Source organism: Caldimonas sp., from assembly GCF_046291045.1.
GTDB lineage: Bacteria > Pseudomonadota > Gammaproteobacteria > Burkholderiales > Burkholderiaceae_C > Caldimonas.
The window spans coordinates 16,020-35,451 of sequence record NZ_JBKBSL010000018.1 but is presented as its reverse complement, the minus strand read 5'-3'; the positions used below and the strand labels follow the sequence as shown (position 1 = coordinate 35,451).

The 19,432-nt window shown below is 68.0% G+C and carries 25 protein-coding genes; 9 read left to right on the top strand and 16 right to left on the bottom strand.

The window, feature by feature from the left end:
* Nucleotides 1–2 precede the first annotated feature (2 nt).
* Complete coding sequence (gene orn, locus ACK4ZD_RS08460; RefSeq protein WP_409660478.1) at nt 3–584, bottom strand: oligoribonuclease; 582 nt, start codon at nt 582–584, stop codon at nt 3–5.
* A 74-nt stretch (nt 585–658) separates the two neighbouring features.
* On the opposite strand from orn, the gene ACK4ZD_RS08455 reads away from it, so the two are divergent.
* From ACK4ZD_RS08455 to rsgA, 3 genes are read left to right on the top strand one after another with little or no spacing between them, the layout of a single operon-like run.
* The gene (locus ACK4ZD_RS08455) at nt 659–1,951 is read left to right on the top strand and encodes a M48 family metallopeptidase (protein ID WP_409660476.1); all 1,293 of its coding nucleotides are present in this window, start codon (nt 659–661) and stop codon (nt 1,949–1,951) included.
* Nucleotides 1,948–2,271: a 4a-hydroxytetrahydrobiopterin dehydratase gene (locus ACK4ZD_RS08450; protein ID WP_409660474.1), complete on the top strand. Its 324-nt coding sequence runs from the start codon at nt 1,948–1,950 to the stop codon at nt 2,269–2,271. Before ACK4ZD_RS08455 ends, ACK4ZD_RS08450 begins: the two co-directional genes overlap by 4 nt.
* A 6-nt stretch (nt 2,272–2,277) precedes the next feature.
* Complete coding sequence (gene rsgA, locus ACK4ZD_RS08445) at nt 2,278–3,195, top strand: ribosome small subunit-dependent GTPase A (protein ID WP_409660472.1); 918 nt, start codon at nt 2,278–2,280, stop codon at nt 3,193–3,195.
* Nucleotides 3,196–3,235: 40 nt separating this feature from the next.
* On the opposite strand, the gene ACK4ZD_RS08440 is transcribed toward rsgA, so the two are convergent.
* The 6 genes from ACK4ZD_RS08440 to rpsP all read right to left on the bottom strand — a co-directional run bounded on the left by ACK4ZD_RS08440 (nt 3,236) and on the right by rpsP (nt 7,106).
* On the bottom strand, nt 3,236–4,225 hold the full coding sequence (locus ACK4ZD_RS08440; RefSeq protein WP_409660470.1) for a CobD/CbiB family protein: 990 nt from the start codon (nt 4,223–4,225) through the stop codon (nt 3,236–3,238).
* A gap of 30 nt (nt 4,226–4,255) precedes the next feature.
* Nucleotides 4,256–4,933, bottom strand: coding sequence for a CoA pyrophosphatase (locus ACK4ZD_RS08435; RefSeq protein ID WP_409660468.1), 678 nt, complete (start codon nt 4,931–4,933; stop codon nt 4,256–4,258).
* Nucleotides 4,934–5,013: 80 nt separating this feature from the next.
* Entirely contained in the window at nt 5,014–5,367 is a 354-nt protein-coding gene (rplS, locus tag ACK4ZD_RS08430; RefSeq protein WP_409660466.1) for a 50S ribosomal protein L19, read from the bottom strand.
* A gap of 100 nt (nt 5,368–5,467) precedes the next feature.
* Nucleotides 5,468–6,232 carry a tRNA (guanosine(37)-N1)-methyltransferase TrmD gene (trmD, locus tag ACK4ZD_RS08425; protein WP_409660464.1) on the bottom strand — a complete coding sequence of 255 codons (765 nt, stop codon included), beginning with the start codon at nt 6,230–6,232 and terminating at the stop codon, nt 5,468–5,470.
* An 18-nt stretch (nt 6,233–6,250) separates the two neighbouring features.
* Nucleotides 6,251–6,820, bottom strand: coding sequence for a ribosome maturation factor RimM (rimM, locus tag ACK4ZD_RS08420; RefSeq protein WP_409660462.1), 570 nt, complete (start codon nt 6,818–6,820; stop codon nt 6,251–6,253).
* Nucleotides 6,821–6,857: 37 nt separating this feature from the next.
* Nucleotides 6,858–7,106 carry a 30S ribosomal protein S16 gene (gene rpsP / locus ACK4ZD_RS08415; protein ID WP_409660460.1) on the bottom strand — a complete coding sequence of 83 codons (249 nt, stop codon included), beginning with the start codon at nt 7,104–7,106 and terminating at the stop codon, nt 6,858–6,860.
* Nucleotides 7,107–7,363: 257 nt separating this feature from the next.
* On the opposite strand from rpsP, the gene ACK4ZD_RS08410 reads away from it, so the two are divergent.
* On the top strand, nt 7,364–7,843 hold the full coding sequence (locus ACK4ZD_RS08410) for a hypothetical protein (protein ID WP_409660458.1): 480 nt from the start codon (nt 7,364–7,366) through the stop codon (nt 7,841–7,843).
* A gap of 9 nt (nt 7,844–7,852) precedes the next feature.
* On the opposite strand, the gene ACK4ZD_RS08405 is transcribed toward ACK4ZD_RS08410, so the two are convergent.
* The 5 genes from ACK4ZD_RS08405 to hda are packed head-to-tail and all read right to left on the bottom strand — an operon-like array spanning nt 7,853 to nt 11,654.
* On the bottom strand, nt 7,853–8,215 hold the full coding sequence (locus tag ACK4ZD_RS08405) for a DMT family protein (protein ID WP_409660456.1): 363 nt from the start codon (nt 8,213–8,215) through the stop codon (nt 7,853–7,855).
* Nucleotides 8,216–8,224: 9 nt separating this feature from the next.
* A complete protein-coding gene (gene folK / locus ACK4ZD_RS08400; RefSeq protein ID WP_409660454.1) occupies nt 8,225–8,710 on the bottom strand; it encodes a 2-amino-4-hydroxy-6-hydroxymethyldihydropteridine diphosphokinase in 486 nt (161 codons plus the stop codon).
* A gap of 12 nt (nt 8,711–8,722) precedes the next feature.
* Nucleotides 8,723–10,303, bottom strand: coding sequence for a polynucleotide adenylyltransferase PcnB (pcnB, locus tag ACK4ZD_RS08395; RefSeq protein ID WP_409660452.1), 1,581 nt, complete (start codon nt 10,301–10,303; stop codon nt 8,723–8,725).
* On the bottom strand, nt 10,300–10,974 hold the full coding sequence (locus ACK4ZD_RS08390; protein WP_409660451.1) for an HAD family hydrolase: 675 nt from the start codon (nt 10,972–10,974) through the stop codon (nt 10,300–10,302). The genes pcnB and ACK4ZD_RS08390 overlap by 4 nt, the downstream gene beginning before the upstream one ends.
* Nucleotides 10,975–10,976: 2 nt before the next feature.
* The gene (hda, locus tag ACK4ZD_RS08385; protein ID WP_409660449.1) at nt 10,977–11,654 is read right to left on the bottom strand and encodes a DnaA regulatory inactivator Hda; all 678 of its coding nucleotides are present in this window, start codon (nt 11,652–11,654) and stop codon (nt 10,977–10,979) included.
* A gap of 157 nt (nt 11,655–11,811) precedes the next feature.
* On the opposite strand from hda, the gene purM reads away from it, so the two are divergent.
* Entirely contained in the window at nt 11,812–12,849 is a 1,038-nt protein-coding gene (gene purM, locus ACK4ZD_RS08380) for a phosphoribosylformylglycinamidine cyclo-ligase (RefSeq protein WP_409660448.1), read from the top strand.
* 26 nt (nt 12,850–12,875) lie between these two features.
* Here purM and ACK4ZD_RS08375 read toward each other — a convergent pair whose 3' ends face one another.
* Entirely contained in the window at nt 12,876–13,730 is an 855-nt protein-coding gene (locus ACK4ZD_RS08375) for a SirB1 family protein (protein WP_409660446.1), read from the bottom strand.
* 68 nt (nt 13,731–13,798) lie between these two features.
* Entirely contained in the window at nt 13,799–15,355 is a 1,557-nt protein-coding gene (gene murJ / locus ACK4ZD_RS08370; RefSeq protein ID WP_409660444.1) for a murein biosynthesis integral membrane protein MurJ, read from the bottom strand.
* Between the two features lie 180 nt (nt 15,356–15,535).
* On the opposite strand from murJ, the gene rpsT reads away from it, so the two are divergent.
* Entirely contained in the window at nt 15,536–15,829 is a 294-nt protein-coding gene (gene rpsT, locus ACK4ZD_RS08365) for a 30S ribosomal protein S20 (protein ID WP_409660443.1), read from the top strand.
* Nucleotides 15,830–15,890: 61 nt separating this feature from the next.
* Here rpsT and ACK4ZD_RS08360 read toward each other — a convergent pair whose 3' ends face one another.
* Nucleotides 15,891–16,223, bottom strand: a complete 333-nt coding sequence (locus ACK4ZD_RS08360) for a DUF3579 domain-containing protein (protein WP_409660442.1) — start codon at nt 16,221–16,223, stop codon at nt 15,891–15,893.
* A gap of 293 nt (nt 16,224–16,516) precedes the next feature.
* On the opposite strand from ACK4ZD_RS08360, the gene ACK4ZD_RS08355 reads away from it, so the two are divergent.
* Nucleotides 16,517–17,728, top strand: a complete 1,212-nt coding sequence (locus tag ACK4ZD_RS08355; RefSeq protein ID WP_409660440.1) for an acetylornithine transaminase — start codon at nt 16,517–16,519, stop codon at nt 17,726–17,728.
* Nucleotides 17,729–17,736: 8 nt separating this feature from the next.
* Nucleotides 17,737–18,669, top strand: coding sequence for an ornithine carbamoyltransferase (argF, locus tag ACK4ZD_RS08350; protein WP_409660439.1), 933 nt, complete (start codon nt 17,737–17,739; stop codon nt 18,667–18,669).
* Here the strand turns inward: argF and ACK4ZD_RS08345 are convergent.
* Nucleotides 18,635–19,027, bottom strand: coding sequence for a DUF2784 domain-containing protein (locus ACK4ZD_RS08345; protein WP_409660438.1), 393 nt, complete (start codon nt 19,025–19,027; stop codon nt 18,635–18,637). The two genes, argF and ACK4ZD_RS08345, sit on opposite strands and share 35 nt — an antisense overlap.
* Here ACK4ZD_RS08345 and ACK4ZD_RS08340 point away from each other — a divergent pair.
* Complete coding sequence (locus tag ACK4ZD_RS08340) at nt 19,026–19,403, top strand: YkgJ family cysteine cluster protein (protein WP_409660437.1); 378 nt, start codon at nt 19,026–19,028, stop codon at nt 19,401–19,403. The genes ACK4ZD_RS08345 and ACK4ZD_RS08340 overlap by 2 nt on opposite strands.
* The last annotated feature ends 29 nt before the right edge of the window (nt 19,404–19,432 follow it).

Sequence of the window (19,432 nt, the reverse complement as noted above, 5' to 3'; positions counted from 1 at the left end):
ACTCAGACCTTGAGCAGGTGCTCCCGGTAGTAGCGCAGCTCATCGATGGACTCGTGGATGTCAGCCAGAGCGGTGTGCTTCTGGGCCTTTTTGAAGCCGCCCAGCACCTCGGGCTTCCAGCGGCGCGCCAGCTCCTTGAGCGTGCTCACGTCCAGGTTGCGGTAGTGGAAGAAGGCTTCCAACTCCGGCATGTGCTTGGCCAGGAAGCGGCGATCCTGGCAGATCGAGTTGCCGCACATCGGCGAGGTGTTCTTCGGCACATAGTGCTTCAGGAACTCAATCACGTCGTGCTGGGCCTGTTGCTCGTCCACCGACGAGGCCTTGACGCGATCGATCAGGCCCGATTTGCCGTGCGTGCCCTTGTTCCAGGCATCCATCGCATCGAGCACCGCGTCACTCTGGTGGATCGCGTAGACGGGTCCTTCCACCCGTTGCTGGAGCTGGGCGTCGGTGACGACCAGCGCCACCTCGATGATGCGGTCGCGTTCCGGGGACAGGCCGGTCATCTCCAGGTCGATCCAGACCAGGTTGGTGTCGCTGTAAGCCAGCGGTGCGGTGTCGGCGGCGGCTGCAATGTCGTTCATGAGGGCTCCTCTTGCTGGGGCGCGATTTTCGGTGATCCGCCCAAGGTCTTGCCACGAGCCTACACTGTCGCCCCATGCAATCCGACACGCTGGCTCTCCTTTTCGCCGCCTTCCTCGTCTCCACCTTGGCGGTGAAGTTCTGGCTCGCGTCCCGGCAAATCCGGCACGTGGCCCGCCACCGCGACGCCGTGCCGGCCGGCTTCGAGACCACCATCACCCAGGAAGCCCACCGCCGCGCCGCCGACTACACCATCGCCAAGACCCGCTTTGGCCTGCTGACGTCGGCCTTCGGTGCGGCAGTGCTGCTGGGCTGGACGCTGCTGGGCGGCCTGGATGCGCTCAACGTCACCGTGCGCGAGGCCGTGCAGCCGGCCTTCGGCGACCTCGCCTACCAACTGGCCTTGCTGGCCGCGGTGGCCGTCATCGGCGCCGTGCTCGACCTGCCCTTCGACGCCTGGGCCACCTTCCGCATCGAGCAGCGCTTCGGCTTCAACCGCATGAGCTGGCGCCTCTTTCTCGTTGACCTGGCCAAGAGCGCCCTGGTCGGCGCCCTGATCGGCCTGCCGCTGGCCGCCCTGGTGCTGTGGCTGATGGGCGCCGCCGGCGCCAGCTGGTGGCTGTGGGCCTGGGCCGTGTGGGTGGGCTTCAACCTGCTGATGCTCGTGCTCTATCCCACGCTCATCGCCCCGTTGTTCAACACCTTCGAACCGCTGGCCGACGAGGGCCTGCGCCAGCGTGTGGAAAGCCTGATGGCGCGCTGCGGCTTCGCCGCCAAAGGCCTGTTCGTGATGGACGGCTCCAAACGCAGCGCCCACGCCAATGCCTATTTCACCGGCTTCGGCGCCGCCAAGCGCGTGGTGTTCTTCGACACCCTGCTGAACAAGCTCTCGCCCGGCGAGGTGGAGGCCGTGCTCGCGCACGAACTCGGCCACTTCAAGCGCCGCCACGTCCTCAAGCGCATGGTGGGCCTGTTCGGCCTGAGCCTGCTGGGCTTTGCGCTGCTGGGGTGGCTGTCAAACCAGGCCTGGTTCTACACCGGCCTGGGCGTGCAGCCCAACCTGGCCGCTCCCAACGATGCCCTGGCCCTGCTGCTGTTCATGATGGCCGGCCCGGTGTTCGGCTACTTCCTCTCGCCGTGGATGGCCGCCGTCTCGCGCCGCCACGAATACGAGGCCGATGCCTATGCCTGCGCCCAGGCCAGCGGGCGCGATCTGTCCAATGCACTGCTCAAGCTGTACGAGGACAATGCCGCCACGCTGACGCCCGACCCCTGGTACGTGCGCTTCTACTATTCCCACCCGCCGGCCGTGCAACGCCTGGCGGCCATGCGGGCCCTGACCCGAGACCTCACTGCCTCCACGCCATGAACCCTTTGCTGACCCAGAAATGCAAGCCGCTCGATGGCGGCCAAGCCATGAGTGACAACGAGATCCAGGCCTACCTGCGTCAGGCCGAAGGCTGGGCGCTCAAGGATGGGGCGATCGAGAAGACCTACGGCTTCAGGAACTACCATGAGACCCTGGCCTTCGTGAACGCACTGGCCTGGATCGCTCACGCCGAGGACCATCATCCCGACCTGCTGGTCAAGTACAACAGCTGCCAAGTGCGCTTCAACACGCATTCCGTGGGCGGCATCTCGATCAACGACTTCATCTGCGCGGCCAAGGCCGACGCCTTGCTCGGCTGAACTGCCTTGGTCCAGCGCGTCGAACTCGACCTGGGGCTCGTGATCGCCAGCCACGGTCGCCACTATGTCATCGAAACCCCCGAGGGCCGGCGCCTGACCTGCCACCCCCGTGGCAAGAAAAGCGACTGCGTGGTCGGCGACCGCGTGCGCTGGCAGGCCACGCTGTCGAACACCGGCGACGAAGGCGTGATCGAGGCGCTGGAGCCGCGCCGCAACCTGCTGTACCGCCAGGACGAATGGAAAACCAAATCCTTCGCGGCCAACCTCGATCAGGTGCTGCTGCTCGTGGCCAGTGAGCCCGTCTTCAGCGAATCCCAGCTCAGCCGCTCGCTCATTGCCGCCGAGCACGCCGGCATTCCGGCACACATCGTGCTCAACAAGACCGACCTGCCCCAGGCCCAGGCCGCCCGTGAACGCCTGGCCCCGTACCGCGCGATGGGCTATGAGGTGCTGGAGCTGTCGCTCCAGGCCCGCCCCGACGAGGCGCGTGCCCTGCTCGGGCCGCGCCTTCAAGGCCGCACGAGCTTCGTGATGGGGCCCTCCGGCACGGGCAAGAGCACCCTCGTCAACCTGATGGTGCCGCAGGCGCAGGCCCAGGTGGGCGAGATCTCGCGGGCGCTCAACTCGGGCCGCCATACCACCACCACCACCCAGTGGTACTGGCTCGACGACCGCCGCGAGAGCGCCCTCATCGACTCCCCCGGCTTCCAGGAATTCGGCTTGCGTCACATCGAAGCCGCCCAGCTGCCCGCCTACATGCCCGACTTGCGCGAGCACGTGGCCGGCTGCCGCTTCTACAACTGCACCCACCTGCACGAACCCGGCTGTGCCGTGCGCGCGGCCGTGCAGGCCGGGCACATCACCGAAAGCCGGTACCGGATCTACACCGAGATCCACGAGGAGCTGAGCCGACCGCGCTGGTGATCGCCCCCGTCGGGAGGCCACTGACGCCCCACCGACGCCCTCACCCCGTCAGGTTCGCCAAGGTCAACAAGGCCAGCAGCAGCATCCACAGCACCACCGAGCGCCACACCAGGCCGACGATGCTGCGCAGATGGCCCAGGGTGGGCGGCAGGCCGCCGGTGTGGCCTTCGGCGTCGGTGGCCCCGACGGGGGCACCCGCCTCGAAGGTCTTGGTGCGGTCCACGCTCAGGCCGGGCGCGCTGCTGCCGCCCAGGCGCACCCCCACCGCACCGGCGGCGGCGGCCAGGATGATGCCGTCGCTCGTGTGCTGCCACAGCACGGCATGGCGTCGCCAGCTGTCGATGGCGTCCTCGAAATTGCCCACCACGGCAAAGCCGAAGGCAGTCAGGCGCGCGGGCAGATGATCCAGCGCATCGAACAGGCGCTGGGCCAGGTCCATCAGGCTGGGGTTGGTGGGCACGCCCACGGTGTGGCTGCGATACGTCCAGTAGCGGCTCGAGAACTCCGCCATGCGGTACAGCACCGCCCCGGCCGGCCCCAGGCCCACTGCGGCCAGCACGATGAACCAGAAAAACACGCCGAACACATGGCGGTGGGCGGCCAGCAGGGAATGCTCGATCACATGGCGCAACAGCTCGGTGCGCGGCAGCTCGCTCGTGTCCATGTGCCGCCACTGGGCGAACAGCTCGCGGGCACGCAGCTCGTCGCCGCGTTCCAGGGCATCGCGGATGTCGGTGAAGTAGTGACTGAACTGCCGGAAGCCCAGCGTCAGGTAGAGCACCGCCACGTTCCAGGCCAGCGCCACCAGCAGGCTGTGCCGGGCGATCGAGAAATAGATGCCGAAGGCCAGCAGCGCGGGCACGAGCACCGTGATGGACCACACCACCCAGGCATGCACCGGTCGGCCCGCGTCGAAGTTGCGGCCCGCCCAATGGACCCAGCCGACCAGCGTGTCATGGATGAGGTTGCCGCCGCGCAAGGGTTTCAGTTGCTCCAGCAGCAGCGCCAGCAGGACGGAGAAGAAACTCATGGCCGGCATCATAGCGGCCGCCCACCCGCTCTACGCTGCGAGGAAGCGATAGAAATTGCGCAGCATCGCCGCCGTGGCGCCCCAGATGAAATAGGGTCTGTCGCGGCCCGGCGGCTGCCAGGGCATCGAAAAGAACTCCCGCCGCTCGCCGTCGAACTCCACCGCATGGCGCTGGTGGTGGGCCGGGCGCATCAGGAAAGCCAGCGGCACCTCGAAGGCCTCGGCCACTTCGCTCGGATCGACCCTCAGCTCGAAGGGGGGCTGCACCAGGGCCACCACCGGCGTCACCAGGAAGGCGGTCACGGTCTTGTACAGGGGGAGCTGGCCGATGACCTCCACATGCCGTCGCGCCAGACCCACCTCCTCTTCGGCCTCGCGCAAAGCGGTGTCGGCCGGATCCCGGTCGCCGGGCTCGGCCCGCCCGCCGGGGAAGCTGATCTGGCCGGGGTGATCGCTCAAGTGCTCGGTGCGTCGCGTCAGCAACACCGTGAGGCCTTGCGGGCGCTGCACCAGCGGCACCAGCACCGAGGCCTCGGCCGGGGGTCGGGCGAACAGGCGACGCTCGGCCACCACCTCGGGCTCCCAGGCCGGTGGACGGGCAAAGCGCTCGCGCAGGGCCTGCGGAGTCAGGCGCTCGTCGGCCACCGGCGGCAGGTGGACATCGACCCCCACCACCGGAAAGGCCTGGGGGTCTCGGATGAGGGCCATGGAACGAGGTGAAAAACGAAAAAGCCGCCTGGGCAAACCTGCGCGCAGGCGGCTTCAGGGCGTTGCAGCAACGCCCAGGATCAGGACAGCTTTTCCTTGATGCGGGCCGACTTGCCGCTGCGCTGACGCAGGTAGTACAGCTTGGCACGACGCACGTCGCCGCGGCGCTTGACCTCGATGGAGGCGATCAGCGGGCTGTAGAGCTGGAACGTGCGCTCCACGCCTTCGCCGCTGGAGATCTTGCGCACGATGAAGCTGGAATTCAGGCCGCGGTTACGCTTGGCAATCACCACGCCTTCGTAGGCCTGCACGCGCTTGCGGTTGCCTTCGACGACGTTGACGTTGACGATCACGGTGTCGCCAGGAGCGAAGTCCGGGATGTTCTTGTTCAGGCGAGCAATCTCTTCTTGCTCGAGCGTCTGGATGAGGTTCATGGTCACTCCAAGGATCGTGCGCGGGGAGGTGGGTGGTCGGTCTTGGTGCCCCGGCTTGGCAGTCGAGGCAATCCCGGCAGAGGATCGGAAAAGCTTCGCATTATAGCCCAAGTGCGGCCAAATACTGCTCGTCCTCGGGGCTCAGGCGACCGCAGGATCGCGCGGCGGCAATCAGGTCAGGGCGGCGCTGCGCCGTCAGCCTCAGCGATTGCTCGCGCCGCCAGCGGGCGATACGGGCATGGTGACCCGACAGCAGCACCGCTGGCACGGCCAGCGGCCCCTTGGGCGTGTCGAGCACCTCCGGACGGCTGTAATGGGGGCAGTCGAGCAGCCCGTCGCTGAAGCTGTCTTGCTCATGCGAGGCCGGGTCGTTCAACACCCCGGGCTGGAGCCGGGCCACGCCGTCGAGCAGGGCCAGCGCCGCGATCTCGCCGCCGGAGAGCACGAAGTCGCCCAGACTGAGTTCCACGTCCACGTGGCGGTCGATGAAGCGCTGGTCCACGCCTTCGTAGCGGCCGCACACCAGAATGGCCCCGGGCCCGCCAGCCCACTCGCGCAGCAGCGCCTGGTCGATGCGCCGGCCGGCCGGCGAAAACCACACCACCGGTGCCGACGCGCCTCCGCCCACGGCGCGGCGGGTCCGCACGGCCGCCAGGGCCCGCTCCAGGGGCTCGACCAGCATCACCATGCCCGGCCCGCCGCCATAGGCACGGTCGTCCACGCGGCGGTAGGCGTCCTCGGCGAAATCGCGCAGCGGCCACAGGTGTACGTCCACCTGACCGGACTCATAAGCGCGACGGGTCACGCCCTGCCTCAGGAACGGCGCAAAAAGGTCCGGGAAGAGCGTGATGACATCGAAGCGCATGGAGAGACCGCCTCGCGCTCAGTAGTCCAGACCCCAGTCGACGAGAATGCGGCCGGCCGCCATCTCGACCTGATCGATATAGGCGGCCACGAAGGGGATGAGCCGCTCGGTGGGCGGATCGGTGGTGTCGTCCACCACCCTCAAGATGCTATGGGCCCCGGTGTCCATCAAGTCGGCCACGCGGCCCAGGGTTTCGCCCTGACGGTTCACGACGGCCAGGCCGATGAGATCGACCCAGTAGTACTCGCCCTCGTCGGCCGTGGGGAAACTGGCGCGCGACACGAAGATGCGTGCGCCCTTGAGAGCTTCGGCCGCGCGGCGGTCGGGCAGCTCGCGGGCCTGGGCCACGATGGCATCGCCGTGCTCGCGCGCTGCCGTGATGCGCAGCAGCCGCGGCACCGGGGGCGCCCCGGGCCTGAGCACATCGGGCGGTTGCAAAAACCAGCGCCGGGAAGTGAACAAAGCCTGGGGATCGGCGGAATACGGCAGGACCTTGATCCAACCCTTGATGCCCCAGGCATCGAGCACGCGACCCACCTCCACTGCATCCGAGGGCCAGGCAAGATCGTCGTCGGCCAGGGCGCTCATCGGGCAGGCGGCGGCAGACCGTGCGGCCGCAGGGCACTCAGGCAGCAGCCTTGGCCTGCTTGATCAGGCGAGCGACCGTGGGCGAGACCTGGGCGCCGTGGCTGACCCAGTAGTCCACGCGGTCATGCGCCACGCGCAGGGTCTCGGCGGCGCCGGAGGCCACGGGGTTGTAAAAGCCCACGCGCTCCAGGAAACGGCCATCACGGCGGTTGCGGGCGTCGGCCGCCACGATGTTGTAGAAGGGGCGCTTCTTGGAGCCGCCACGGGAAAGACGAATCACGACCATGCTGTGTCCTTGTGCCCAGCCTGCGCGGATCCCTGGCCACTGGAGACACTCAGGGCTGTCGGGAAGGGCGCAAGGCCAAGCGTATCGAATGTTCCGCCCCGACGCCGTAGATACGCCTGCCACCCGGCCAAGCCAGCGTCGAGAACCTAAAATTATAGCGGGTTCGGGGGTTGGTGGTCGAGACCGCGTTGCCCTCGGCATCGGGCACCCGCCCCGCCGAGGGCGCCGCTGGCGCTCGCGCGGTACAGTCGCGCCCCATGAGGACGACCCCCGAGGCTCCAGCCCCTGCCCCGGCAGGGCCCTACAAGTCCAAGACCCTGGCCACCTGGATCGCGCTGATCGCGGGCTCCCTGGGCCTGCACCGTTTGTACCTGCACGGATGGCGAGACTGGCTAGGCTGGCTGCACCCCCTGCCCACGGTGCTGGGGGGGATCGGCGTGCAGCGCATGTTGGAGTTCGGCCAGGACGACCGCTTGTCGTGGCTACTGATCCCGCTGCTGGGGTTGATGGTCTCGCAGGCGATGCTGATGGCCATCCTGTACGGGCTCACGCCGGACGAGAAATGGAATGCGCGCTTCAATCCGCAAGGCCCGGAGCACCACTCGGGCTGGGCCGTGGTGATCGGCGTGGTCGCCGCGCTCATGATCGGCGCGGCCGTGCTGATGGCCACATTGGCCTTCGGCTTCCAGCACTACTTCGAAATGCAGGTCGAGGCGGCCCGCCAGATCAGCCAATGAAGACCGGCCTCACGACCGGAAGATGAAGTACACGGCCGCCACCAAACACAGACCCGCCCAGACGAAGTCCCACTTGAAGGGCACCTTCATGTAGAGCATTGCAAACGGCACGAAGACCGTGAGCGTGATGACTTCCTGCAAGATCTTGAGCTGAGGCAGCGTGAACACGCCGCTGCTGTAGCCGATCCGGTTGGCCGGCACCTGCAGCAGGTACTCGAACAGCGCGATGCCCCAGCTTGCCAAGGCCGCGATGTACCAGGGCTTGGCCGCCAGATCCTTCAGGTGGGCGTACCAGGCAAAGGTCATGAAAACGTTGGCCACCGTCAGCAAAGCGATGGTTTGCAGCGACACCGGCAGGGCATGGGCACTCATGTCGATCCCTCACAGGACGTGGGTCAGGCGTTCGATGCCCTGGTCGGGCAAGGTCTCCAGCAAAGAACGCACCGACCCCCGCCCCGGGATGACCAACCCGGGCGCCAGGTCGGCCAGCGGGGCCAGCACGAAAGCGCGTTCGTGCATGCGCGGATGGGGCAGCACGAGCTCGGGCCCGTTGAGCTGCAGCGCGTCCATCAGCAGCAGATCGAGGTCCAGTGTGCGCGGGGCGTTGCGGTAGGGGCGCTCGCGCCCGTGCGCCTGCTCCAGGGCCTGCAGGGCGTGCAGCAGCGGCAATGGGGCTTCGGCGGTGTCGAAAGCGACGACCGCGTTCAGGTAGTCGGGGCCGCCGGCATCGAGCGGCCGGGTACGGTAGACCGGCGAGGCCGACCAGCCCGACACCCCGGGGCGCGTGCGCAGCGCAGCGGCGGCCCGTCGCAGGCCGTCCAACGGATCGCCCAGGTTGGCGCCCAGTCCGACGTAGGCACGTCGCATGGCATGTCGGCCTCAGTCGGCGCTGCCGACGGCCGGGGCTGCCGCCATGGCGCTCTTGCGGCGGCGACGGCGGCGCTTGCGCGCAGGCGCTGCCTCCTCGCCCGAAAGCACCGTCTGCGTGCCGGCGTCGCCGCCCTGGGACAAGGTCTCGCCGGGAGCCTCGGGACGTACGCGCTTGCGGCGGCCCGGGCTGCGCCGCGCGGGCGCCTGCTGATCGCGCACGGCCTCCAGCAGTTCACGCCGGCCGGCCTCGTCGGCCTGGGAAAACTCCTCCCACCAGCGGGCGATGGCCGGGTCGATCTCGCCCGCGTCGGCGCGCAACCTGAGGAAGTCGAAACCGGCTCGGAAGCGCGGCTGCTCCACCAGCGTGAAGGGGCCGTTGCCGCTGCGCCGCTCGAAGCGCGGCTGCATCATCCAGATCTCGCGCATGTCGGCCGCCAGCTTGCCGCGGCCGGAGATGTCTCCGATGCGCGCGTTGAAGACCTCATCGATGGCCAGGCTCAAAGCCTGGAAGGCCGGTTCGCCCTGCGCTTGGTGGCGCTGCCAGCGGTCGAGCACGTCGTGCCAGAGCATGCACGCCAACATGAAGCTGGGGGCCACCGGCTTGTCCTCGGCCACGCGGCGATCGGTGTCGGCCAGCGCGAGCTGCACGAACTTCTCGCGCCCGTCGTGCTTTTGCTGCTCGTCGAGCACCACGTCGAGGATGGGGAAGACGCCTCGGTGCAGCCCCTGCTTGCGCAGCTCCTGCATGCTGGCCAGCGCGTGGCCGGTCTGCAGCAGCTTGATCATCTCGTCGAACAGGCGCGAGGCCGGAACGTTATCGAGCAGGTGGGCCATGCGCTGGATGGGCTCGCGCGTCTTGGGCTCGATCTCGAAGCCCAGCTTGGCCGCAAAGCGCACCACGCGAATGATGCGCACTGGATCCTCGCGGTAACGGGTCTGCGGATCGCCGATCATGCGCAGCACGCGCTTTCTCGCGTCGGCGATGCCGCCGTGGTAGTCGACCACGATCTCGCGCTGAGGGTCGTAGTACATCGCGTTGATGGTGAAGTCGCGGCGCGCGGCGTCCTCGATCTGGGGGCCCCAGACGTTGTCGCGCAGCACCCGACCGCTGGCATCCACCACGTGGCTCTTGTCGGCAAGCTGGGACTTCGACGTCTTCTCGTTGCCCTGCACCTGCTCGGCAGCGGCTGCGTCGAGGTAGGCACGGAAGGTGGAGACCTCGATCACTTCGTGGTCACGCCCTCGGCCGAACACCACGTGCACGATGCGAAAACGCCGACCGATGATGAACGCGCGCCGAAACAGCGCCTTGACCTGCTCGGGCGTGGCGTTGGTGGCCACGTCGAAGTCCTTGGGGCGCAGGCCCAGCAACAAGTCGCGCACGGCCCCGCCAACGATGTAGGCCTCGTAGCCCGCCTCGGTGAGTGTGCGCACCACCTTCACCGCACGCTCGTCCACCAAGGACGGGTCGATGCCGTGCTCGGACTTGGGCACCTCCACGCGGCGGCCCAGCGCCGGGGCGCCGCGCCGGGGGCCGGCCTGCTTGTCGCCGGACTTGCCCAGCAGCTTGTCGATCAGCTTCTTGATCATTCGAAGAGTTTCAGTATGCGCCAGCCCCGCTCCCGGGCCAGGGATTCCAGCACGGGCGACGGATTGGTCGCCACGGGGTCGCTGGCACGCTCCAGCAGGGGAAGATCGTTGGGCGAATCGCTGTAGAAGCTCGTGCGCTCGAACTGCGACCACCCGGTGCCCAGACCGGCCAGCCATTGGTCGACGCGGGTCACCTTGCCTTCACGGTACGACGGCACACCGTGGATACGGCCCGTGATGGTACCGCTTGCGTCACGTTCCAGCTGGACGGCCAGCAAGTGGTCCACACCGAAGGCCGCGGCGATCGGGGCGGTGACGAACTCGTTGGTGGCCGTGACGATGGCCACCAGGTCGCCACGCGCCTGGTGTTCGCGCACGAGGGCCAGGGCCTGGGGATGCAGCACCGGCCGCACCACCTCGTCCAGGAAGCGCTGCTGGACCGCGCGCTGCTCATGTGCCGGACGGTGGCGCCACGGCGCGGTACTGAAGTCGATGTACTCCCCCAGGTCCAGACGGCCGGCCAGGTACTGGGCGTAGTAGGCATCGTTGCCGCGCCGGAAGGTCTCGCCGTCGGCCCAGCCGATGCGCACCATGAACTCGCCGAAAGCATGGTCGGAATCGATCGGCAGCAGGGTGTGGTCCAGGTCGAACAGGCACAGATTGCGGGGCATCGTCACAAGGCCTCCTCGGCCAGCATGCGTTTGAGCAGGGGAATGGTCACGCCACGCTGCTGCGCCAGCGCGAAGCGGTCCAGGCGGTCGAGCAGGCCCATCAGGCTGCCCAAGTCGCGCTCGAATCGGGTCATCAGGTAGCCCATCACCTCGTCGGACAGGAAGATGCCGCGGCGATCGGCCTCGCGTCGCAAGGCCGCGCGGCAGTGCTCCTCGGGCAGGGGCTGCAGGTGAAAGACCGGGCCCCAGCCCAGACGGGTGCGCAAGTCCTCGCGCACGGCCAGATCCACCGGCGGCACGGTGCCGGCGGCCAGCACCTGCTGCCCCGCCCCCGAGGCCTGCACGAACAGCGCGAAGGCGGCGTGCTGACGGCCGGCATCGAAGGTCTGCACGCCGTCGAAGACCACGCCGCGCCAGCCCTCGTCGTGCTCCCAGGGCAAAGGGGTGGCCGCATCGAACCAGCCCACACGGCCGCCCGGGGCGCTCACCGCCTCGGTCCAGGCGCGCAGCAAGTGGGTCTTGCCCGTGCCGCGTCCTCCCCAAAGGTAGACCGGCGCCCCGGCGGTCGGCGCGATCGCCAGCGCGCGCAAGTGCGCCACCACCGCCTCGTTGCCAGGCGCTTGGAAGTTGTCGAAGCTGCAGGGTTCGGCGGGCCCCAGGCCCAGGGGCAACTGCCTCATGGGCGCGCGCACGGCGGCAGGCAAGAACGGGACGTCATCACGGGCTCGGATGGGACAAGACTACGCCGGCAGCCCGCTTCACGTCGGAGACGTTCGGGCCGGCCGGTAAAATCCAGCCAAATTCTATCGGGCCGGCACGACGCCGCCTGCGCACACCATGTCCCAGACCTCCCTGTCCTACCGTGATGCCGGTGTCGACATCGACGCCGGCGATGCCCTCGTCGAACGCATCAAGCCTCTGGCCCGGCGCACGCTGCGCGAAGGCGTGCTGGGCGGCATCGGCGGCTTCGGCGCCTTGTTCGAGATCCCCAAGCGCTACAAGGAGCCGGTGCTCGTCTCGGGCACCGATGGCGTGGGCACCAAGCTCAAGCTGGCCTTCGAATGGGGCCTGCACGACACCGTCGGCATCGACCTGGTGGCCATGAGTGTCAACGACGTGCTGGTGCAAGGCGCCGAGCCGCTGTTCTTCCTTGACTACTTCGCCTGCGGCAAGCTCGACGTGGACACCGCCGCCCGCGTGGTGGGCGGCATCGCCCGCGGCTGCGAGGAGTCAGGCTGTGCGCTGATCGGCGGCGAGACGGCCGAGATGCCCGGCATGTACCCCCCCGGCGAGTACGATCTCGCCGGTTTCTGCGTCGGGGTGGTCGAAAAAGGCGGCATCGTCGATGGCCGCGACATCGCACCGGGCGACGTGGTGCTGGGCCTGACGTCCAGCGGCGTGCATTCGAACGGCTATTCCCTGGTGCGCAAGATCGTCGAGCGCGCCAGCCCCGCCGGGCTGCCGGCCACGCTGGACGGCCAGCCTTTCCGCGAACGCGTGATGGCGCCCACGCGGCTGTATGTGAAGCCCGTGCTCGAGACGATGAAGGCCGTGCGCATCAAAGGCATGGCCCACATCACCGGCGGCGGTCTGGTCGAGAACATCCCGCGCTGCCTGCCCGCGCACACCAAGGCCGTGCTGCAGGGCAAGGCCTGGCCCCGCCCCGAGATCTTCGACTGGCTGCAGCGCGAAGGTGGTGTGGCCGAGTCGGAGATGCACCGCACCTTCAACTGCGGCATCGGCTTCGTGGTGATCGTGGCCGAGGCCGATGCGGCCCGTGCGGCCGAATTGCTGCGTGCGCAGGGCCAGACGGTCCACGCCATCGGCCGCATCGAGGCGCGTCAAGGCGACGAAGCCCCCACCCAGGTGATCTGAACACTGGACGCCCTCGGGCGTCGGCGTCAATGCCAGCGCGGCGTGCCGCCTCGCAACGACTCCAGCCGCTCGGCGATCGCCAGGCGGTCGCTCGCCTGCCGGGCCTTGTGCACATAGTCGGCCAGGTCGGCGATGGCCTCCTCGCGGCGGCCCAGCTCGGCATACGCCAGCCCGCGGTCGCGCAACTCGTCCAGGGCCTCGGGCAGCAAGATGACCAGCCGCTGCATCACCGCCACCAGACGCGGCCAGTCCTCATGGGTGCGGTGAATCTCCTTGAGGTTGCGCAGCATGCGCGCGATCACCTCGCGAGCACTGGCCGACTGCAGGAACAACCCCAACGGCACGTCGTACTCGCCAGTCAAGCCCTGCTGGCGCTTGTAGGGCAGCAAACGCTCCTCCAGTTCCTCCCGCGACAGCGAAAGACCGCTGAACGGGTCGATCACGACCTCGCCGCCCGGCATGCGCAGCTTCACCAGGAAATGCCCCGGGAAGGACACCCCCTGAGCTGGCAGCCCCACCTGATGCGCCAGTTCGATGTAGAGAACTGCCAGCGAAATGGGAATGCCGCGCCGCGACTGCAGCACGATGTTCAGACAACTGTTGTAGGGGTCGTAGTAATCGTTCACATTCCCTGCAAAGCCCAGTTCCCCGAAAAAATAGCGGTTGAGCATGCGCAGGCGGTGCAGGGGTGCACTGTCGGCGGGCAGCCGGCGTTTGAGCCGCTCGGCCAAGGCGTCGATCTCGGCCAGGACGCCCTGGATGTCCAAGTCGGGAAACTCGTCCTGGGCCAGCGACAGCGCCGCCTCGGTCAAGGGAAAGGCCGCATCGTCGGCCACCAGGGTCGCGAAGTAGTCGAGCGCGGTCGGACAGCCGTATTGCATGGACTGAGTGTAGGCCGACAACGGCGGCTCGGCGAGGTGAACGGGGTGCGCTGGGGCGGCGCGCGTCGTCAGGCGCGCCGGGCAAACTGGCGCAGCTTCAGGCCCAGCACCGCCAGCACACCGAAGTAGAGCAGCGCCGCCGTGGTCAGACTCAGACCCATCCAGCCGATGCGCACCCAGGGGGTGGACCGCAGGGCCGCCCAGTCCAGGGCTTGGGCGGCTGCCGCCAGCGCCAGGCCCAGCACCGTACACGCGGCCGCCACCTGCACAGCAAAGCGCCCCCAACCCGCCAGGGGCGTATAGGCCCCCCGACGCAGCAGACCCGCCAGCAACCAGCCGGCATTGACGAGGGCCGCCACCCCGATGGACAGGGCCAGGCCGGCATGGCCCAGCCAGGGCACGAACACGAGGTTCATGCCCTGCGTGAGCACGAGCACCACGATCGCGATGCGCACCGGCGTGCGGATGTCCTGACGCGCGTAAAAGCCTGGCGCCAGCACCTTGATGGCGATCAGACCGACCAGGCCAACGCCGTAGCCCATGAGGGCCAAGCTGGTCTGGCGCAGATCCCCATCATGGAATGCCCCGTAGTGATAGAGGACCGACACCAGCGGCTGGCCAAAGACCAGCAGGGCCACGGCGCTGGGCAGGGCCAGCAGCAGCACCAGCCGCAGCCCCCAATCGAGCAGCTCGCTGTAGCGGCGAGTGTCGCCCACAGCCTGAGCCGCCGAGAGCTGCGGCAGCAGCACCACCCCCAAGGCCACACCCAGCAACGCGGTGGGAAACTCCATCAAACGGTCGGCGTAGGTGAGCCAGGAGACGCGGCCTTCGCCGAGGAAAGAAGCGATCTGCGTATTGATGAGCAGCGACACCTGGGCCACAGCCACGCCCAGCACGGCCGGCGCCATCAACAGCACGACGCGCTGCACGCCGTCGTGCCGCCAGGCCGCGCCCGGCCGACGCAGGCGCGGAAGCATGCCGATGCGCGCCAGCGCAGGCATCTGCACGGCCAGCTGCATCGCACCGCCCAGCATCACGCCAGCGGCCATCGCGTAGATGCCGGGCAACCCCCAGGCCTCGAAGCGCGGGGCCAGAATCCAAGCCGCACCGATCATCGCCAGGTTGAGCAAGACCGGCGTGGCCGCTGGCACCGCGAAACGCTTCCAAGTGTTCAGGATGGCCGCCGACAGCGCCACCAGCGACATGAAGCCGATATAGGGGAACATCCAGCGGGTCATCACGACCGCCGCCTCGAACCCCTGCGGCGACTGCGCCAGCCCGGCGGCGATGGCATAGACCAGCACCGGGGCGGCCACCACGCCCAGCGCGCAGGTCAACAGCAGCACCCCGACCAGCACGGTGGCCACCGCGTCCACCAAGGCACGGGTGGCCTCGTCGCCCTGGCGGGCACGGCTTTCAGCCAGGATGGGCACGAATGCCTGGGAGAACGCCCCTTCGGCGAAGAGCCGGCGCAGCAGGTTGGGGATGCGGAAGGCGACGTTGAAGGCGTCAGTCCAGGCCGAGGCGCCGAAGGTGGCCGCCATCAGCAGTTCGCGCACCAAGCCGGTGATGCGTGAGGCCAGGGTCAGCAGGGAGACGGTGGAAGCGGCGCGCAGCAGGTTCATGAGAGCAGCGCAGCGCTGGACGCGCGCCTTCGGTGTCGGGCGCGATTATAGGCAGCAGGCGCGACGCCGGCCCCGCCCCGCCGCCCGCGGGAGGCTGCGGACCCCGGGCCTACCTGGGCGGGGCGACCGGCCCATGCTATACTTCGAGTTTCGCTCAACCCGAATCGAATCCATCCGTCCATGGCCACTTCGTCCAAAGCCAAGAAGACCGTCCGCATCGCGTCGGGCCGCAAGCGCGCCCGCCAGGACGTCAAGCTCAACGCCGCGAACACTGCGCTGCGCTCCAAGTTCCGCACGGCCATCAAGAACGTGCAAAAGGCCGTGGCGGCCGGCGACAAGGCCCGCGCTGCCGAGCTGTTCCAACACGCCCAGAAGGTGATCGACTCCATCGCCGACAAGGGCATCTTCCACAAGAACAAGGCGGCTCGTCACAAGAGCCGTCTGTCGGCATCGATCAAGGCCCTGGCCGCCTGAAGCGCCTGCCGGGTTGAGACTGCAGGGGCTCGCGCAATGCGAGCCCTTTTTCATGGGCGCGTCAATCGCGGCTGGGGGCGGGAGGGTCCGGAATCAGACAGGCCTCGACCATCTGCAAGTCGTTGTCGCGGGCAAAGTTCATCACGAAGTCCCAGGCCATCGGCTCGATCTGCCGGATGGCCTCGTTGACCACCACGCATTTGACCCCCCCCACCACGGTGGGCACGCAATAAGGGGAGTAGCCCAAAGGCCCCGAGCGGCCCGGCTGCCCGCCGCCCGGACGGAAACACGACATCACGCCGGCCAGGCGTTCGGCCCAGTCGCTGGGACGGAAGGTGCGGCCGTCGCGGGTGATCCCCTGAATGAAGATCTCGCGGGGTTTGGGGCTGGTCATGCGGTACAGACTCTCGATGCGCCGCTTGTGGCGGCCGCGCTGCCAAGTGTAGGCGGGGTTCCTGCAGCGACAGGTCTTAGGAATGATATCTTATATAAGACCCATCAGGGTTTCAGTCGGATTCCTTTCCTGTCGGTGCATCGGCGCCCGGTTCGCCGATGATGGCGCGCCCAAGCTGTCGCACGGCTTTCATCCCACCTCGGCTTCGCCTGCCCTAGAATGAAGCGCCGACGCGGTTGGGGGCCCTGCCAATGCAGGGCCTGCCGCCGCGATTTTCTTTTGCGGAAGATGCCATGAACGCCCCCCAGACCCCGAACTCGTCGATGCCTCATGTGATGAACACCTACGGCCGACTGCCGATCGCGTTGTCGCATGGACGAGGCTGCCGGGTCTGGGACACCGAGGGGCGCGAGTATCTCGACGCCCTGGGCGGCATCGCGGTCAACACCCTGGGGCACGCCCACCCCAAGCTCGTGCCGGCTCTGCAGGACCAGATCGCCAAGCTGATCCATTGCTCGAATTACTACCAAGTGCCGCTGCAGGAGCAGCTTGCGGCCCGGCTGGTGGCGCTGTCGGGCATGACCAACGTCTTCTTCTGCAACTCGGGGCTCGAGGCCAACGAGGCTGCGATCAAGATCGCGCGCAAGTTCGGGCACGACAAGGGGATCGAACTGCCCGAGATCGTGGTCTACGAAAAGGCCTTCCACGGCCGCTCGATCGCCACGCTGTCGGCCACCGGCAACCCCAAGGTGCAGGCCGGCTTCGGCCCGCTGGTGCCGGGCTTCGTGCGCATCCCGCTCAATGACGTGGCCGCCCTCGAGGACGTGGCAAAGAGCCGCCCCAACGTGGTGGCGGTGTTTCTGGAGACCATCCAGGGCGAAGGTGGCGTCAACCCGGCGCGCGCCGAATATCTGCGACAGATCCGCCGCGTGTGCGACGAGCGGGGCTGGCTGCTGATGATCGACGAGGTGCAGTGCGGCATCGGCCGCACCGGCAAATGGTTCGCCCATCAGTGGGCCGGGATCGTGCCCGATGTGATGCCCCTGGCCAAGGGCTTGGGCTCGGGCGTGCCCATCGGCGCGGTGGTGGCCGGCCCAAAGGCGGCGAACGTGCTGCAGCCGGGCAACCACGGCACCACCTTCGGTGGCAACCCGCTGGCCATGCGTGCCGGTGTCGAGACGCTGCGCATCATGGAAGAAGAGGGACTGCTGGAGAACGCCGCACGTGTGGGGGCGGCGCTCAAGGCCGGCCTCACGCGCGAGCTGGGCAGCCTGCCCGGGGTCGTCGAGATCCGCGGGCAGGGCCTGATGCTGGGCATCGAGCTCGACCGCCCCTGCGGCGCCTTGCTCGCCCAGGCGATGGAAGCGGGCCTGCTGATGAGCGTGACGGCCGACAAGGTGATCCGCATCGTTCCCCCGCTCATTCTCACCGAAGCCGAAGCCGACGAGATCGTGGCCAAACTCGTGCCGCTGGTGAAGACCTTCCTGGCCACCCCCGCCTCGTGAGGCCAGCGATGAAACCGGGAGACTCGCTGATGAAGCACTACTTGCAGTTCAAGGACTTCCGCGCCGAGGAATACGCCTATCTCTTCGAGCGCGCCGCGCTGATCAAGAAACGCTTCAAGAACTACGAGAAATACCAGCCGCTGGTGGACCGCACGCTGGCGATGATCTTCGAGAAGGCCAGCACGCGCACGCGTGTGAGCTTCGAGGCCGGCATGTACCAGATGGGCGGCTCGGTAGTGCACCTGACCACCGGCGACAGCCAACTCGGCCGCGCTGAACCGATTGAAGACAGCGCCCGCGTGATCAGCCGCATGGTCGACCTGGTGATGATCCGCACCTACGAGCAGGCCAAGCTCGAAGCCTTCGCGGCGCACTCGCGCGTGCCGGTCATCAACGGCTTGACCAACGAGTTCCATCCCTGTCAGATCCTGGCCGACATCTTCACCTACATCGAGCACCGCGGCTCGATCGCCGGCAAGGTGGTGGCCTGGGTGGGAGACGGCAACAACATGGCCAACACCTGGTTGCAGGCGGCCGAGATCCTGGGCTTCACGGTCCACGTGAGCACGCCTTCCGGCTACGAGGTGGATCCCGCCCTGGCCGGCATCCGCGACCCGGGCTGCTACAAGACCTTCAAGGACCCGATGGATGCCTGCCGTGGTGCCGACTTGGTGACCACCGACGTTTGGACCAGCATGGGCTTCGAGGCCGAGAACGAGCAGCGCCGCAAAGCCTTTGCCGACTGGTGCGTGGACTCCGACATGATGGCCGTGGCCAAGCCCGACGCGCTGTTCATGCACTGCCTGCCGGCCCACCGCGGCGAGGAAGTAACCGCCGACGTCATCGACGGCCCGCAATCCGTGGTGTGGGACGAGGCCGAGAACCGCATGCATGTGCAGAAGGTGCTCATGGAGTACCTTCTGCTTGGGCGGATCGGCTGAGGCGCCATCGCCACAGCCACACGCCGTAGGCCAGCAGGTTCACGGCAATCACCCCGGCCCCCAGCCAGGCCTGGACCGCCGGGGTGAGCCCCACCGGGTAGAGCAGCGGCATCACGTAGTGCTCGACGAAGGACGTGTCGTAGCCCGCCTCGCCGCCGGCCGCACGCAGGCGGTTTTCCAGTGGGGTGAGCGGGCAAATGCCCGCGCTCCACTCGATCCACACCCCCCAAGCCACCGCGGGCAGGTGCGCCCAGGCCACCCGCGGCCAGCGCCAGACCAGGAAGCCCCCGGCTACGACGAATACGACGAAGCCCAGGTGCAACAGCACCAGCAGGTCGGCGAGCACACGATAGGCCATGGCGCCAGACTACAACGGGCGCGACAATCCGGGTGTGACCCTCCTTCCAGACAACCCCTGCACCCGCTGCGGCGCCTGCTGCGCGAGCTTTCGCGTCGATTTCGCCCGCGATGAGCTCGACGAGGCCGGGGGCCATGTGCCCACGGGGCTCACGGTGGACGTGACCGACACCACCTGCCGCATGCGCGGCACCGACCATGCCCGCCCCCGCTGCGCCGCGCTGGTGGGCCAGGTGGGGGTGAAGGCGCATTGCGGCATCTACGAGTGGCGGCCCTCGCCCTGTCGCGAGTTCGGCGCCCTGGCCCCGTTGGGCCTGCCGGACGAGGCCTGCACGCGGGCCCGTGTGCGGCATGGGCTGGCACCGCTGGGCGCCTGATCGGGAGCGGCCGGGTAGAGAATTGTCCG